The sequence below is a fragment of the Phenylobacterium sp. genome (assembly GCF_044358365.1).
GTDB lineage: Bacteria > Pseudomonadota > Alphaproteobacteria > Caulobacterales > Caulobacteraceae > Phenylobacterium.
The window spans coordinates 1-15656 of the sequence record NZ_JBIKNZ010000153.1; the positions used below are offsets into that span (position 1 = coordinate 1).

The window sequence follows — 15656 nt, forward strand, 5'->3', positions numbered from 1 at the left end:
GTGCTCGAGGAGCAGGGTGATGAGCAGGCGGCCGATCCTGCCGTTGCCGTCCAGGAAGGGGTGGATCGTCTCGAACTGCACGTGCGCCAGCCCGGCCTTGACGAGCGGCGGAAGCGGATCGCGCCCGTGGATCCATCGGTCCAGGTCGGCGAGCAGCCCCGGCACCGCATCCGCCGGCGGTGGCACGAAGCGTGCGTTCCCGGGCCGCGTGCCGCCGACCCAGTTCTGGCTCGTTCGGATGACGCCCGGCTTCTTGTCGCCGCCTCGCCGAGTGCTGGTGCCCTTCATCAGTCGCCGGTGCGCCTCGCACAGGAGGCGCGAGCTCAGGGGCAGCCCCTTTGGCTTCGCGAGCTCGCGACGCGCGTAGTTCAGGGCCTCGACGTAGTTGCAAACCTCCGCCACGTCATCTTCATGCGTGGCGCTTGCCGTGGCCTCGAACTCCAGGACGTCGCGCAGGGTGGCCTCGGTGCCCTCGATCTGCGAGGTCAGCACGGCCTCCTTTCGGACGAAGCCGTACAGGAACCACTCAGTGCTGGGCACCAGGCTCGCCGCTACCTCGAGCCGGCCGATGGCCGCCATGGCGCGTGCGCAGGCGGCGTCGATGGGTCCTTCGACGCGGAGCGCGGGTCCGGCGGGGGGCAGGGCAGTCGGCACGAATGCACGCACGGTCTCGCCGGCGACGGTGGAATTCCGGTAGTTGCCGGTGGTGCGGGGCATGGGAAGCGCTCCTTTCTCAGGGCATCATGCTAGGAAACGATCGCTTGCTAGTCAACGGTGCAAGGAAAGGATCGTTTGCTTGGCGCCTCGGAGGAGGAAGAAAGTGCGCCACGACCTTTGCGGCCGGTCGTCCCGGCACTGAACCGCTGGCTCTGCGCCCTGCGACTTGGTCGCGGCCGGGTCCCGGATAACTCACAGTCGATTTGGCTCAGGAATCAAGGGAACGACCACCCGCCTCGACTTCAAGGTGGGCCTTGAACTTCATTCGCGAGCTGGAACTCCCCCTCGAAACGGCGGGGGCCTCCTCCGTCGGTCGGGTATCGCCAGATGTTCAGCGAGATCGGTCGCGAATCGCCATGCGTTGGCAAGGGCAGCGCAACGCATCGGTATCGATGGACCTCGCAGGCGGACGCCCAGTCGATCGGCAGCCACCAGGTGCCAAACAGCGTCGGGCCGGGCTCCGTCGATGCGACGACGAACGGGGTGAACTCCATCTCGGGCAGGAAGCAGAGCGCCGCGTCCGCGCGTTCGAGGGACCCGAAGCAGTCCGTCATCAACCGGCGCCACTCCCAGCCGTCCAAATGAAGCCCACTCGCTTGGTTCAGCGAATCGGCCAATTCGCCCTCCGGGGCCTGCGGCAGGGTCGTGCCGCAGGCCTCCAGTGCCTCGGCGATGTGGATCGCGAAGTCACGCTTGGTCCTCCATGGGCATCGCGCAGGCACATCACCCTCGAAGCGCCGCAACTGGGGGCGAATGGCCGCCACGCCCGCATGAACCGCGGGGTGGCTTCCGGACCGGTCTTCGATCATTGTCAGCAGCATCCGGTGGTTTCCTGGCCCGACCTCTTGCAGGACACGCTGCACGACCGGCGCAGGCTCGAGCATGGTGCCGCAGGGCTCTGCCGCGGTCTCGATCGTTGGAACCATTTGGCAACGAGGTGACAGGACGAACAGCACCTCCCCGACCCCCCGCAGCGCCAGTCTCGCGCGCCGGCACTCGCCGGCGCCCCCGCCTCGATTGAGGGCACTCATCCGGCCCTCAAAGCCTTCGACCGACAGCGACGCGGCGGTTCCAAGCAGCAAATCCGAGTCCACGAGGCACAGCCGGCTGCCATTCCTTTCGCCGAGGAGGTGGACGATCTCGTCGCCACGCCGAATCACCGCGGCGGCGGAGACGGATCGATCGTCGAAGTGGCCGCTCGACACGTCGTAGCGGGTGGGAGCGACCTCGAGGATCGAGACGGTCCATGAGTCGTTCTTGCCCTCGGTCCCGCCGATCCGCAGCCTCCACGACATCGCGCGCCCGAAACACTCGCCAAACGCGTGTGCCTGGTCATCGGTCCGATCGTCCTGCACCGCCGACCCGTGGGGGGCACATGCGGTCATGCTCGCGATGCCTGCCAGGATTGCCGTGATTCGCTTCATTGAGGTCCTCGTTGGAGCGACTTCCAATGGCGTTCGATCGTGGGCTTCAAGGACCCGCCACGACGCCCCACGCGGGCCTCCCGGCCCATCTCGCCCGTCAACGAAAAGGCCCGCCTCTACTTCGAGGCGGGCCTTGAACTCCCCGGATGCGCCGAAGGTGTAGGGCTGTTTGGTGCGGGTCGCCACGAATCTCAATCGATGAACCAGTTGGTCGGCCACCGGCGCGTGTTTCGCAGCACCGACGGAAAGCTCGCGAATGTGGAACTAAGTTGTCGCGGAGCGTACATTGTTTGCCAGTTCCTATCCGTGGTTGCGCGCGGACCCCGCTGGTAGAAAGAAAGGCGTGGAGGAACTTCGGTTCTTTTTCCTTGGGAGGCAGCCTTGAGCTCCTGGCTGCAACTGGAGACGCGGGGCGACGCCACCAGCCGCTATCCTGGGGGAGTCGTTGGCTACTCCCTTCCGCCGAGGTTAGGACTAGCTGGCCCGGGTCGTGCCCTTCGTCCCCTTTCCTGTACATCGCAGAGATTGGAGACTCGATGATTGTGTCTCAATGGCCGAAGCTGCTTCGCGGAGCGATCCTTGTGGGGGCGAGCGTTACGGCATCTTTGACGCCGTGCGCCAATTCAGCGGCTCTCGGAATCCGGCCGATCGCAAGTGAATCAGAGCGCGCTATCCCGATGGGACCTTGGTCCCCCCACTTTGAGCGTGAGTTGGTTGATGCCCTGACTGAATCGGTCTCGCGTCTGGCGCCAACAATGCTCGCACTGAATCCGGACGAAGAGCGGACGCTGCGCGAGTTGATCGAGGAGCGCCGCCGCACGCTTGTTCCGAAACTGACCGCGTGGAAGCGCAGCGTTGAGGAATGGAACCAGAAGTTCGAAGGGATCAATGTAGAGGCAGATCCCGCGGCTTGGTTGCATCTCTGCTGCGCTCGGGAAGTGGCGCTTGCGCCCCTCGCGGATCAGCAGGCAGCCTTCGATCGGGAATTCCTGGACGCGCTCCGCGATCGGTTCTCCGGTACAAAGCCGGAACTCTGGTACAAGTTCGAGTACTCGCTGGAGATTTCCCGTACGCCGATGCCCGGACATCACCTCGAGACAGGGTCCGTCGACTTGGTGGCACTCCTGGACAAGGTGTTGGAGGCGGAGCCGAACGCGGCGAGTGATGGCGCGCAAATCAGCGCCCAGGTCTCGCTTTTCTGTGAGAGATACCTCGTGATTTTGCGGAAAATGCGCGAGTCTGCGGAGAGGATCGCGCGAACAACATCCAGGCGGCAGCTACGCCAGATGGAGAAGCAGTCCGCGAACCCGGAGGGACCCGTGCGCACCGAATCGATGTTCCGGGTCGCCGATGCTGCGTATTCCCAGCTCGGTCAGTCCGCCAGCGCGCTAGCGGAACTGGTTCTGGCGTCGCAGAAGCAGATTGCCGAGTCGCTGTCCATCCCCGCACGTAGGGCCTTCCTCCTAGCTTTCTGGAGCGACATTAGCAGACGGCACGAGCTCGTTTTCTGGCCAGCTTCTATGGAGGGATTTCGATCTTCGCTTCTTGCGGTGGCTTCGGATGAAGAGCGGAAAGCGGTAGATAGCTTGTTCGACGAGGGATTCCGGGCGGCGGTGGATCGCATTACCATAGACGAGGCGTGGATCCGTCATGGGCGTGAGGCTGAGTATCGGGGTAGAACGCATCCACCAGACACCGCTGGAGGACTTCGTGGGCGGCAGGAGCTCGGGTGCAAGGCGCTGAATTCACTTTGCGCAAGCGCACTGTCCGCCGTCGACCCCGGCCGCCGAGCTGGGCTGAAGGAGCCGGGCTACGGATTGCCGCCGAAGCCAGCCGCGTCCAAGTGATGTGGTGGCCGGCTGGCTAGAAAGGCTGATACCTTGAACGCGGTGACTGAGACTCGACGTCGATGCTCGATTGGCGCTCTTCTGGCGCAGGGCCCTGCACTCGTGGGCTTGTTGTTGAGTCTTGCGTTGACTACGGGATGCAAGCCATCAGATAAACAAGGCCGTACCTCGGAATCGCTTGAGGCTGAGGGGACTTCCGGGACAGGGTTGAGCGCAATCCGATTCCAGACCTCCGGTCTGTACACCTCGGTCGACTTGGATGAGCATTGGATGCTCCTTCTTTTGGAGGCAGTCGATCGAGATGGTCCAGCTGGAGATGTTGTCAGTCGGACGCTCGGGGGAACCGCTTCCCGTCCGAGCAACTGGATGGGAACCGTCTGGACGATCGATGGGTGGGTTGCCGCGAGCCTGACATCAACCCCTGTCCCGGGGGTCGGCAGTGGGGCAGACTTCGCTACCGGGGAGTTTCGGGAGCGGCGATGGGTAAATGTCGATACGAGTGATGTCGATGTCTGGCGGGATGGCGATCCAGATGTCGATTTGGGTTGGCGAGTTCGATTCGCAACACTTGAAGAGTCCTGGCGATTCGCGCTCGATCCTGAGATCGGGCTAGTTCGGTTCGTTTCACGGCAAGCCTGGAACGGTGCGCCGTTGTCGCTTCGCGAGGTAGATGTCTCAGGAAGTTTGCCGGCGGGTTTCGAGAGGGTCTACTTTGGAGAGGCATCCACATTAACCCAGTTCGGCAGGAGCAATGCTTGGCTTGCTTGGGCTGAGTCCGGACGTACTCCTGGCAAGCGAGTCTGGGTGGCCGCCTGGGGATTGGCCGGGAAGGGAAACTACCGGCTCGTGGTTGGATGCTCGGCCCCTGCGTTGGAGCCCGAACTTGAGAATCCCGATCCCTCCCGAGTCGAATCGCTCTACCCGACTCCAGTAAATGCTAGGTACCATTGAGGAACGTTTGCCGTGGCGCCTGGCTTCGGGCAGGCAAGTCACAGTTGGTCTTCACCCCGATTTGATGCCACTCGAGCTGCGAGGAATTCGGGCCATCAGCGGCCTGCACTCCTCTGACCGAGTTCAGCGAATTCCCTGGGGGTCAGCATGCCCAGGGCGCTATGTGGACGCACTGCATTGTAATCGCTCCGCCACGAAGTCAAGGTTTCCTCGGCGTCTTCGAGCGATTCGAAGACGTGCGCGTTCAGGCACTCCGCGCGCAGCCGCGCGTTGAACGACTCGATGTGCGCGTTGTCCGTCGGCTTCCCGGGACGGCTGAAGTCGAGCCTCACATCCTCTCGATAGGCCCACGCATCCAGGGCGCGCGAAGCGAACTCCGTCCCGTTGTCGACCTGGATCACGGCCGGCTTCCGATGAGACCTCGACAGCCGGTTGAGCACGTCGATCACGTCGTGCGCGGAGAACGAACCGCGCGCCTCGGTCGCCAGCGCCTCGCGCGTGTACTGGTCGACCACAGTCAGCACGCGGATCCTGCGACCGTCCTGCAGCTGGTCGTGCATGAAGTCCATGCTCCAGCGCTCGTCGCGGCGCGTCGGCACAACCACCGGGCCACGAGTCACCACCGACTTCCTGCGGCGAGGTCGATTTCGCCTCAGATTCAAGCCTTCGAGGCGATACAGGCGCTCCGTCGGCTTGTGGTTCACCAGCCAGCCCTCGCGGCGCAGCAGCACGTGGATCCGCGGCGAGCCCCAGCTCGGGCGCACCGCGGCGATCTCCTTGATCCGCATCCGAAGGTCCTCCTGCCCAGGCTTCACCGACACGTAACGAATCGTCGCCCGCGAAGAGCACAGCACGCGGCATGCCCGACGCTCCGTCACTCGGTAGGCATCCCGCGCGTACCCGACCAGCCCGCGGCGCTGGTCGGGAGTCAGACTTTGTTTCGGAGCACGTCCTGCAGGATCGCCTTGTCGAGGCTCAGGTCAGCGACCAGCCGCTTCAACTTGGCGTTTTCGTCCTCGAGCTGCTTCAGCCGACGAACTTCCGCGACGCCCATCGAACCGAACTTCTTCTTCCACCGGTAGAACGTCTGCTCAGACACGCCGAGCTTCCGGCAGATCTCCGCGATTGTCTGGCCCGTCGACTCCTGCGCCAAGGCGTAGGCGATCTGCTCTTCCGTGAAACGCTTCTTCTTCACGCGAACCTCCAAGCTGGCTGGAGGCCGAAGTGTCCCAGATAACTCGCAGCCGGTTTGGCTCAGGAATCAGGGGGAAGACCACTACGTTGGCTTCAGCGGCGTTCCTCGCCTCGGTGGCGCCGTGGCCGCCGCGAGCGCGACGGACGCGTCCTGGGGCAACGTGGCGCGAGCGGTGGGCCAGAGGCGAGAGGCGCGACCCACGCGAAACAAACTCAGTCGCGATCGCCTGCTCCTCCGTCGGGCCAAGCGAGGCTTTCAGGCGCCCGGGAGGACCCATGCGGCGAGAAACTTCCGAGATCTTGCAGGCGGCTGCTTGAAGGATCTCGGGCGCGCGAAGGGCTTGGTTTGTAGGGGTTTCTGAGAAAAGAGAGAGATACTTCAATTCTTCTTTCTCTCCATCTCCACCCCGTACGCGCGCGTGTACACGCACACGAGGCCGTTGAAGGAATGAAATATCTGAAGGATCTCCGCGGCGTCCCTCCTCCTGGCCCACACTCCTGTGCCGCGAACCTCGATCACTCGAACGAACCTCGAGCGCGCGCGCAGTTAGTTCAGCAGGGTGCCGCCAACTGGCGGCACACCTGCATGGGGGGTGTGGGGGGAGTGCGCGCGCAGTTGGTTGGCGATCAAGGTTGAGGCCGAGGCCCGCGCGGCACGAACCGACGTCACCGACGAACCGCGAGCAGGTGCGCGCAGTTGGTTGGCCGCCCGATGGGCGTGATGCCCGGGGTGCGCTCACGCGGCGTCCTCCACCTGCGTGCCTTCCTCGGCATCCCCGGACGTCGCGTCGTCGGCCTCGGTGCCCATGGGGTCCGGTTCCGTCGCCGCGCCTGCCTGCGGCTCGGACGTGCGGCGGAAGCCCACGGGCCCGCCCCGACCGCGCATCTTGACGCGCTCGACCAGACCCAGCCGCTCCGCAGTGCAGATAAACCCCCTCGCCCGGCGCCACGAGAGCCCCGAGACGCCCGTCGTCATCTCCTGCAGCTCGGGGAGTGCCAGCGGCTCGTCGCCGATGAACGCCTCGACGAAGCGTTCGGCGTCCCACGGCTCGGGCGGCTCCACCTCCCGCGGCTCGCGCTCGCGCGGGGCCGTCAGGCGCCGCTGGCCGCGCCGGTCGCTCTTGAGGAGGCCGGGGTCGAGCATGCGGTCGACGTTCCAGACGGGGAACGTCCACCGCAGGCAGACGGGTTCCGGCGGCGGGAAGCTCCGCACCGCGGCCTCGAGCACCACCACCCCGTTCTCCTCGTGGGGCCGGAGGACCAGATGCGTGTCCGTCGCACGGCTCTGTGCGCCTGCGCCCGCGCCCATGTCAGTCACAGACTTCCCCGACTGGCTCCCCTTCGTCGAATGGTGGATCAGGACGAAGCTCGCCCTCAACCGCTTGGCGATGGCGTCGATCGTGTTGTAGATGCGGGCCATGGTGCCGTTGTCGTTCTCGTCGCCCCCGGCGGGCATGAAGCGGTAGAAGGCGTCGAGGATGATCAGGCGATACCGACCCGGCTCGATCGAGGCGAAGTACTCCACAAGATCGTCGATCGACTTGAGCCGTCCGCGGAGGTTGTCGATGCCGATCCGGTCCTGGAATCGCTCGAGCGGGATCCCGCGTGCCTCGGCAACCCTCGGGATGCGGTCCGCGCTCGTCTCGCAGTGCAACTCGTTGTCGATGATGAGCACGTCGCCCGCGACGGTCTCGAAGGTGCCGAGCCAGAGCTCCCCGGTGGCCACCGCGATGGCGAGGTCGATCGTCAGCCAGCTCTTGCCCGTCTTCGGGCTCGCGATCACGTTCATGGTCTCCCCTTCGCGCAGCAGCCCGTGGATGACGGGATTGCGCATCTTCGGGTAGCGATCCCGGAGGTGACGGACCGTGAGGATCATCGGCTGGTCCCGCTCGTGGCCAACGAGCCGCAGCGCAGGCGATGTGGGGGACGCGCCATGCGACACGGTGCGGCGCTCGGCCGGGGTGCCGTAGCCCTCGGCGGCAAGCCTGGATGCCGCGGCCGAGAAGTCGCCGCCGTGCTCGAGCAGCGCGTAGACGGCGAACGGCGAGTAGCCCTTCTGTGGCTCGAACGGCGCCGCGTTCGAGCTGAAGACGTAGAAGACCCGGTCCTTCAGCGTTGCACTCGTCCCCGAGGACTTGCCCGGCCTGCACCAGTGCTCGTTCTCGCCCCCACGCACGCGGCACCACCCATGGCGGCCGAGCAGTTCACCCACGTCGCCCCGGCGGTTGAAGTCGTCGCCGGGCCGGACGGCCGCGCCGGTGGAGTGCGTCGGCTCCGAGCGGCCGACGACGGGCTCCGGCACCTCGTTGAGCGCCCACGCGGACCCGAGCAGCAGGTCGCGCTCGTCGGCCGTCACCACCGGCGGGTTCCTCAGGTCGCCCTGCAGCACGACGTAGCCCTCGCTCGGTGCGCAGAGGAAGAGCCCGCCCTCGCCGCGCGTCTCGATCATCGTCACCGTGATCGCCCACGCGCCCGACGCGTCCTGGCGCGGCACGTAGGACTTGGCGCCGACCACGATCGGCTCCGGGCCGTCGGCCTCGATCCGCCGCTGCGCGAGCTTCAGGTTGCCCGACACCGCCGACATGGAGCGGTAGACCACGTGCCTACCGCCCGAGGGCGTGCTCTCGACGACGAGCTTCGCGACGAGCCCGGGCGCCGCGGCCTCGACGGCATGGCGCCACGCGTCGAACGCCTCGCCGCCGAGGTCGAAGTCGATCATCTCGAGGTTGCCCGAGACCGCGCCGCAGACGAGGCACATGGCGCCGCCATCTGCGGCGAACCACGAGCGGATCTCGTCCTCGCTCGGCCGCCTCGACTGGAAGGGCTTCCACGACGCGAGCGCGACGCGCTTCTCGTCGCCGGTTCGCACGGCGGGAAGGACGCATAGCCCCGTGCCCGAACAGGCGAGCGCCTCCTCGAGGAGCGGGTTGGGGACGGGGACAGTCGGCTGGTCTTCCATGGTCGTGCCTGTGCTGGGAGATCGGGAACGGACCGCGCCTGGCGCAGCCCGAAGGGCGGATGTCAGGAATCGATGCGGGCGGGCGCGCTTCCCACGGCGTCGCGCCAGAGCGAGCGCTGGACGTGCCAGTCGGGCTCGGCGACGATGCGCCGCAGCGCGGTCTCGGTGAGGGGGTCGCGTCCGGCGTGGACGCGAGGCAGATCCAGGAGCGCCAGCTGCAGGTCGGGCGCCAGGTGGAGCAGGTTCATGACCTGCGTCATCCGCGCCCGGCTCACGTGGCCAAGGCGCGCCGCCTCAGCCTGGTCCCTGATCGCGCCCGCGCGGATCAGGCCGTCGAAGTGGACGGCAAGCGCCATCAGCCGCACCACGCGCAGTACGCGTCCGTCGCCCGTCACGGGCTCGACGGGCTTCGGGCCGGGCACGATCTCGCGGCGGCCGCGCGCGCGGACGGCGAAGTGGAACTGGCGCATCACCTCCTGCCCGCTCATGCCGCCACCTCGCCGGGGGCCGGCACATCGGTGCGGAAGGCGATGCTCACGCGCTCGTTCGCGCCGTCGTACTCGATCGTCCCGACCAGGAGCCGCACCAGGCGCTCGCGCTCCTCGGCGCGCATCGAGTCCCAGAGCGCGTCGAACCCCTCGACCGCTCCCGAGAGCTCGTCTTCCTCGCCGAGCCGTGCCTCAATGGCATCGGCTCGCTCGGGCTCCCCGGCTTCCCGGCGGGCATCGGCCTGCTCGCGGAGCCTCCTCCGCGCCTCGCTCACCACCTCGGCGACGAGGATCCCGTCCTGGCCCACCTCGCGCAGCTGGCCCACCACGAAGCGCTCGAGCTCCGGCGCAGGGACCGACGGCCCCGGACACGCGGACCATCCCTCCTTCTGGGCGCGGCTGCAGACGTAGTAGCGGTACTCGCGCACCGACCCCGACCGCGTGCGGCCGGTCGTGTGGTGGTGCACCATCGCGCAGCCGCAGGCCGTGCACCGTACGAGCCCGCGGAGCAGGGCGCCCCGGCTGTTGCTCGACCCGCGTCCGTCGGCGCTGCGGTTGGCGCGCAGCCGGCGCTGCACCTCGGCGAAGAGGTCCTCGGCGACGATCGCCTCGTGCGCGCCGTCGTGGAGGTCGTCCTTGTGCCGCACCTTGCCGAGGTAGGCGTGGTTCGTGAGGAGGCTGAGGAGGCGGCACTTGTCGAAGGGACGGCCCCCGCGCGGGCGTCCGTCCCGGGCGGTCCAGGACTTGGTGCCCCAGCCGAGCTCGCGCAGGCGCGCCACGAGCCGCAGCAGCGAGCCGCACTCGAGGTAGGTGCGGAAGATCGTCCTCACGCGCTCGGCCTCGTCTGGGTTGACCGCCAGGCGGTTGCCGCCGGGCCTGCGCTCGATGTCGTAGCCGAGGATCGGCCGTCCGCCGCCCCAGAGCCCCTTGCGCCGGGCCGCGGCGATCTTGTCGCGGGTGCGCTCGCTGATGATCTCGCGCTCGAACTGGGCGAAGGAGAGCAGAATGTTCAGGGTGAGCCTGCCCATCGAGTGGGTCGTGTTGAACTGCTGCGTGACCGACACGAAGGAGACCCGCCGACGCTCGAAGGTCTGCATCATGCGCGCGAAGTCCATGAGCGACCGGCTGAGGCGGTCGACCTTGTAGACCACCACGCAATCGACCAGGCCCGCCTCGATGTCCTCGAGGAGCCGCTTCACCGCTGGGCGATCGAGCGACCCGCCCGAGAACCCCCCGTCGTCGTACCGCGTCGGCAGGCAGATCCAACCTTCGGCCCGCTGGCTCGCGATGAACGCCTCGCCCGCCTCGCGCTGCGCGTCGAGCGAGTTGAAGTCCTGGTCGAGCCCCTCGTCGCTCGACTTCCTGGTGTAGATCGCGCAGCGGATCGGCCGCTTCGATTCCTTGGTGTCGCGCGTCATCCTTCCGTCCTTTCCCCGTCCTGGGTCCCGAGCCTGAAGAAGTGCATGCCGTTCCAGTGGCCGCCCGTGATCGCGTGGGCCACCGCGCTCAGCGACCGGTAGTGCCCGCCGTCGAACTCGAAGCCGACCGGCATCACCGTCACCCGGTAGTCGTGGCCCTTGAAGCGCCGGACGATCACGCTGCCGGGCGGCGGGATGCGCCCGTCGCGGGGGCTCGCGATTGTGCCGGTCGCGATCGGTGCGCCGGGCGCAGCCATGGGCGGCGCCGCGGGTGCACGGGTCCGCAGGTCCGCCTCGCGGGCCAGGTCGCGCGCACGCAGCCGCACGGCGTCGATCGCGCGCTCGGCCGCGCTGCCCTCGGCAAGGGCCTGCAGGCGCCAGGCGATCCGCCGCAGGAGCCACTGGCGGTTCCCCGAGCGCGAGGCTTCCCCGAAGACCTCCGCGTAGCGCTGGCGGAGCTCCGTCGGCGTGAGCGTGGCCAGGGTGCGCAGCTCCTCGGCAAGGGCGCGGGGGGCGCAAGCGTGGGGCAGGGTGCGGGCGGTCGTCGTCATCGGGTCGTCTCCTCGGGCAGCGCATCGCCAGCACCGTCGCCGGGCGCCACAGTGAGCCCACTCGCGCCGAAGATGGCAAGTCGCCCCGGCTCCCGATGCGTAGCGTGCGCTCCGATGCGCGATGCGACGAGCCGCGCCACGGCGGCCCCGAGCAGCGTGACCACCTCACGCCGCCGGTTCGATCCGGGGCCGGAGAGTGCGAGTGATGTCCACGGCCGCGGCATCGCCGCGACCCGCTGCTGGGTCTTCATCGTGTTCCTCGGTGACTGGAGGGAGCGGTCCCTCCGAGATGACTTATGACGTCTGCGCGGCAGTGCTCCGCCCACGTGGCGGATTTCGCTCAGTTCCTTCCGTTCACGGCCCTCCTGCTGGTCGGTGTCGCATGGTGTTCACCCTGTACCGACACGAGTCCGGGTCGAGCGGGCGGGAAATCCCGAAGGTTCACGAAGAAAGTTCGGGCGCCGGGCTCGGTCGGTCGCAGCGGTGGGCTTGCTGGGGGCGAGACGGATACGGGGTGAAGTGGCATGGGCAAAGGTGAGGTCCTCTACCCCTGTATTTCCGCGGTGGAAATCAAAGTCCTCCGCTTTCGGGGAGAATTGTGGGCACTTTCTTCGAGAAGTTGACGGGCGCTTGGCGCACGTGCCCCTCCGGGGAGATCTTTCAATTCTTCAACGATCCCCGGTCACGCCGGACGGTCTCGAACGGTGATGGGGGTGAGCCGGCTGGCGGCGCTTGCCGCTTAGCCAGCGAACCCCGATCGAGGTACCGAATGAAGCTTCTCCCGACCGACACGGAACGACTGATCCTGGCGAACCAGTACCGGATTCTGGCACATCTCGAGCCCAACCGCGCCGACGCCTATGAGCGCGCGGAGCGGATGCTGCTCGAGGGGCATACGTGGGCACTTGAGGCCTTGGGAGAGATCGAGCTCCCACAGCCCCAGGTCTCGGAGGAAGTAGTGAGGTTTGTCTTCGACGTGCTGGACATGTACCGCGTGCTGAACATGGCGGCCCAGCATCACGGGATCGACGCGGATTCGCTGCCGGACGGTGCCGCACGGTTCGAGGGCTTCGATGGCAACAACGAAACGGACCATCTCGCTGTCGCGAAGGTGCTGCAAGCGACGGGCAACCGATGGACGGAGTCACTGGGGAAGGGTGACTTGAACTCTCATAGCCCGTGCTTGCAAATGTATGAGCGCATGCTCGTGGTCTGGCGGAGCGTTCGCTCAAAGTGCGTTGGGACGGCAGCGATCATGTCAAAGGACGATCTCGAGAGGATCATCGCTGCGCGCACGCACCCGGATTGCCGCAAGATCAGTGGGGCAGCGCACCCGAAAGCTCGAGGGGATTGAATGAAAGTTTCTGCAACCCTGGACCTTGACCGAGTGCTGGAGGCAGCGCTCGTTGCCGTGCATCGCGCGATGCAGTCGTGGTCCGAAGGTGGACTTCAGACCGAAGAACCGCTCCTGAACCACCTCATTGGCGAGCTTTCGCGAAAGCGGCGCAGCTGCGATATCGGTGGACCCACCGCAAGTCGTGTGGTCAACCAGATCGCGCTGCTCCATCGCAAGGGCGACGGCAACACCGACAAGTTCGGCGCTGATCTGGCGGTGACGCTGTCGATTGCCGATGGGATTTTGCTGAAGACGGCTCTGTTCCAGGTGAAGGTCGGCGATGCACTCACGGGATCATTCGCACGGTCGCAACTCGAGGACGCGACCTCGGACCAGCAGATTCGTGAGCGCGCTTTCGTGTGCGTTTTCGATCGAGTTCGCCTGCGAACGCGTGTAAAGCAAGCTGATGCGGTGCTTGCAAACTTCAAGTCCGGCGCAGAGAGATCGTCGCAGACTTGCCATGATTGGGACACGCTCGGCGAGTGGATCTGCAAGTGGCTGGCGTGCCAGATTGGAAAGCCAAGTCGCGTCGGTGACCCGAACGGCATTGAGCCACGATTGAGCCGCTACGTGGTGGAACGTCGCAACGAGACACCGTCCTGGATTGAGCCGTGGAGGCCAGAGGGTGGGCGGGCGGAAGACGGTGGGCCGAAGGGGATGATTCCCGCGAAGGCGTGGCTGATGATCTTTGTCGCGCCCGGGGGTTCCGTCGCGAGCGCATGAGTTGAAGTATCGGGTTGACCCGCAAGCGGTGGTTCCCCGAACGCCCCCGGGCTCGGCAATTGGGCTTTGATGTCGCCGATTGGCGGGTCTCGATTCGCCGACTTTAGGTGTACGTGTTGACGACGATGTGGACCACGCACATTCCCGCGTTCGTAGGTGCGCGCGCCTCACCTACCGTTCTCTGTCAGACGGTCAGGCCTAGGTGAACACTTCGAATTCCGCCGGTTGTTCACCAGCGTGATGGCCCCGATTAAGCTCGATCCACCCGGCGCTCGATTGCAATTTTGCATGGCCACGTAGGCGCTGGGGAACTACCATACACCAGCTCGGAGAGGGATGAGCCTCCGCGAGTGACCCTGCTAGGCCCTTGCCGTCCTGGAGATCGTCGTGACGAGAGTGCCGGTCAAGCCTGAATTCCTCCGCTGGGCCTGCGAGCGCGCAGGCAAGCCGGAGTCTGCGCTGGCCGAAAAGATTTCGGCGTTCCCATACTGGTTGACCGGTGAGAAGGCCTCCACGCTCAAGCAACTGGAGGACTTCGCCAAGGCCACTCGCACGCCGTTCGGCTTCCTTTTCCTGCCGGAGCCGCCCGTCGAGACGATCCCGATCCAGAACATGACGGGCACAAGCGGGCGACAGCGGGGCGCCTCAACTGCGATGGATCACTTCCGGCTCGCTGTGCGGCCCGAAGCACTGGCGACCGCATTCGGTGAAATCGCACAGACGTTGTTCGACTGCATTCGAGTCGTGATGATTGAATCTCGCAAGCTCGCCGCGCGCCGCGACTACCTCCTCCCCCAACTGCTGAGCGGCCAGGTGCCGGTGGAGGTGGCGTAGATGGCTCTGGTTCTCTACCACACCGGCAAGTTCCCGCCGATGCGCCTGGACTACGAGCGGCTGGTGCCGTTGATCGGCCCGGCGAACGCGGCGGTCGCTCGCTACGAGGGCGTGCTGCACGCGGTGCCGAACGCCCAGGTGCTTCTGTCGCCGCTGACGACGCAGGAAGCCGTGCTGTCGAGCAAGATCGAGGGAACGCAGGCGACTTTCGGCGAGGTTCTGGAGTTTGAGGCGTCGGAGGAATCCGCCACCGGCGAGAAGCGCGACGACATCCGCGAGGTGCTGCAGTACCGTGCGGCGCTGAGGGACGCGGTGGCGGGGATGAACACAGTCCCGCTTTCGCAGCGGCTCATCCGCGACGCCCATCGGGTGCTCATGCAGGGTGTGCGTGGCGAGAACAAGACCCCGGGCGAGTATCGACGCGTGCCCAACTGGATCGGCAAGCCCGGTTGCGAGCAGGCCCAAGCCAAGTTCGTCCCGCCGGGAGCAGGCGAGATTCCGGATCTGATGTCGTCGTGGGAGAAGTACCTGCACGGCGACGCGCCGGACCGGCTGGTGCAGCTGGCCGTCCTGCACATCGAGTTCGAGGCGATCCATCCGTTTCTGGATGGTAACGGGCGGCTCGGCCGGCTCTTGGTGCCGCTGTTCCTCGTTCAAAGGCAGTTGCTGAGCGGGCCGCACTTCTACATCAGCGCGTATTTTGAAGCGAACCGCGACGAGTACTACGAGCGACTGCTGGCCGTCTCGCGAGATGACGATTGGACGGGGTGGTGCGAGTTCTTCCTGCGGGCGATCATCAAGCAGGCGGAAGCCAACGAGAGCAAGGCTCGCGCAATCCTGGAGCTCTATCGCGAGAAGAAGGACTGGATCGCGACCCACACGCGGTCGCAGCACGCCGTGCGGGCGCTGGACTGGTTTTTCACCCGGCCGGTGTTCCAGGCATCGGAACTGGCGAAGACATCCAAGATCCCGACCGGCACTGCCAACAGGATCCTCCGGGAAGTCCGCGATGCTGGGATGCTCACAGAGCTCCGCGCGGCCAGCGGCCGCCGACCGGCCATCCTGGCATTCTCGGAGCTGCTCAACATCGCCGAGGGGAGGGCGGTGCTTTGATGGTCGCCCATGGACCACAATGAGCCTTGTTGATCACAGTT

The 15656-nt window shown here is 66.2% G+C and carries 13 protein-coding genes; 5 read left to right on the plus strand and 8 right to left on the minus strand.

Features of this window, described 5'->3' with window-relative positions; translation table 11 throughout:
• Positions 1 to 717, minus strand: a 717-nt coding sequence (locus ACIQ3B_RS18695) for a Fic family protein (protein WP_397405280.1), incomplete at its 3' end; no start/stop codon positions are given.
• 242 nt (positions 718 to 959) lie between these two features.
• A complete protein-coding gene (locus tag ACIQ3B_RS18700) occupies positions 960 to 2141 on the minus strand; it encodes a hypothetical protein (RefSeq protein ID WP_397405282.1) in 1182 nt (393 codons plus the stop codon).
• 755 nt (positions 2142 to 2896) lie between these two features.
• Here ACIQ3B_RS18700 and ACIQ3B_RS18705 point away from each other — a divergent pair.
• Positions 2897 to 3988, plus strand: coding sequence for a hypothetical protein (locus tag ACIQ3B_RS18705; RefSeq protein ID WP_397405284.1), 1092 nt, complete (start codon positions 2897 to 2899; stop codon positions 3986 to 3988).
• A 1046-nt stretch (positions 3989 to 5034) separates the two neighbouring features.
• On the opposite strand, the gene ACIQ3B_RS18710 is transcribed toward ACIQ3B_RS18705, so the two are convergent.
• The 6 genes from ACIQ3B_RS18710 to ACIQ3B_RS18735 all read right to left on the minus strand — a co-directional run bounded on the left by ACIQ3B_RS18710 (position 5035) and on the right by ACIQ3B_RS18735 (position 11800).
• Positions 5035 to 6134, minus strand: a protein-coding gene (locus tag ACIQ3B_RS18710; protein ID WP_397405286.1) for an IS3 family transposase whose coding sequence is annotated in 2 segments (ribosomal slippage) — positions 5035 to 5873 and positions 5873 to 6134 — 1101 coding nt in all. Because the reading frame shifts where the segments join, the coding sequence is not laid out codon by codon here.
• A gap of 735 nt (positions 6135 to 6869) precedes the next feature.
• On the minus strand, positions 6870 to 9092 hold the full coding sequence (locus tag ACIQ3B_RS18715; protein ID WP_397405288.1) for an AAA family ATPase: 2223 nt from the start codon (positions 9090 to 9092) through the stop codon (positions 6870 to 6872).
• A gap of 62 nt (positions 9093 to 9154) precedes the next feature.
• Positions 9155 to 9580 (minus strand): hypothetical protein, encoded by a 426-nt coding sequence (locus tag ACIQ3B_RS18720; RefSeq protein WP_397405290.1) that lies wholly within the window; start codon positions 9578 to 9580, stop codon positions 9155 to 9157.
• Complete coding sequence (locus ACIQ3B_RS18725) at positions 9577 to 10998, minus strand: recombinase family protein (protein ID WP_397405292.1); 1422 nt, start codon at positions 10996 to 10998, stop codon at positions 9577 to 9579. The genes ACIQ3B_RS18720 and ACIQ3B_RS18725 overlap by 4 nt, the downstream gene beginning before the upstream one ends.
• Positions 10995 to 11549, minus strand: a complete 555-nt coding sequence (locus tag ACIQ3B_RS18730; protein ID WP_353262545.1) for a DUF2924 domain-containing protein — start codon at positions 11547 to 11549, stop codon at positions 10995 to 10997. The genes ACIQ3B_RS18725 and ACIQ3B_RS18730 overlap by 4 nt, the downstream gene beginning before the upstream one ends.
• On the minus strand, positions 11546 to 11800 hold the full coding sequence (locus tag ACIQ3B_RS18735) for a hypothetical protein (protein WP_353262544.1): 255 nt from the start codon (positions 11798 to 11800) through the stop codon (positions 11546 to 11548). Before ACIQ3B_RS18735 ends, ACIQ3B_RS18730 begins: the two co-directional genes overlap by 4 nt.
• 518 nt (positions 11801 to 12318) lie before the next feature.
• On the opposite strand from ACIQ3B_RS18735, the gene ACIQ3B_RS18740 reads away from it, so the two are divergent.
• From ACIQ3B_RS18740 to ACIQ3B_RS18755, 4 genes are all read left to right on the plus strand, one after another.
• Entirely contained in the window at positions 12319 to 12903 is a 585-nt protein-coding gene (locus tag ACIQ3B_RS18740; RefSeq protein WP_397405294.1) for a YfbU family protein, read from the plus strand.
• Entirely contained in the window at positions 12904 to 13668 is a 765-nt protein-coding gene (locus tag ACIQ3B_RS18745; protein WP_397405296.1) for a hypothetical protein, read from the plus strand. It begins immediately after the preceding gene.
• A gap of 396 nt (positions 13669 to 14064) precedes the next feature.
• Positions 14065 to 14502: a hypothetical protein gene (locus ACIQ3B_RS18750; RefSeq protein ID WP_397405298.1), complete on the plus strand. Its 438-nt coding sequence runs from the start codon at positions 14065 to 14067 to the stop codon at positions 14500 to 14502.
• On the plus strand, positions 14503 to 15615 hold the full coding sequence (locus tag ACIQ3B_RS18755; protein ID WP_397405300.1) for a Fic family protein: 1113 nt from the start codon (positions 14503 to 14505) through the stop codon (positions 15613 to 15615).
• The last annotated feature ends 41 nt before the right edge of the window (positions 15616 to 15656 follow it).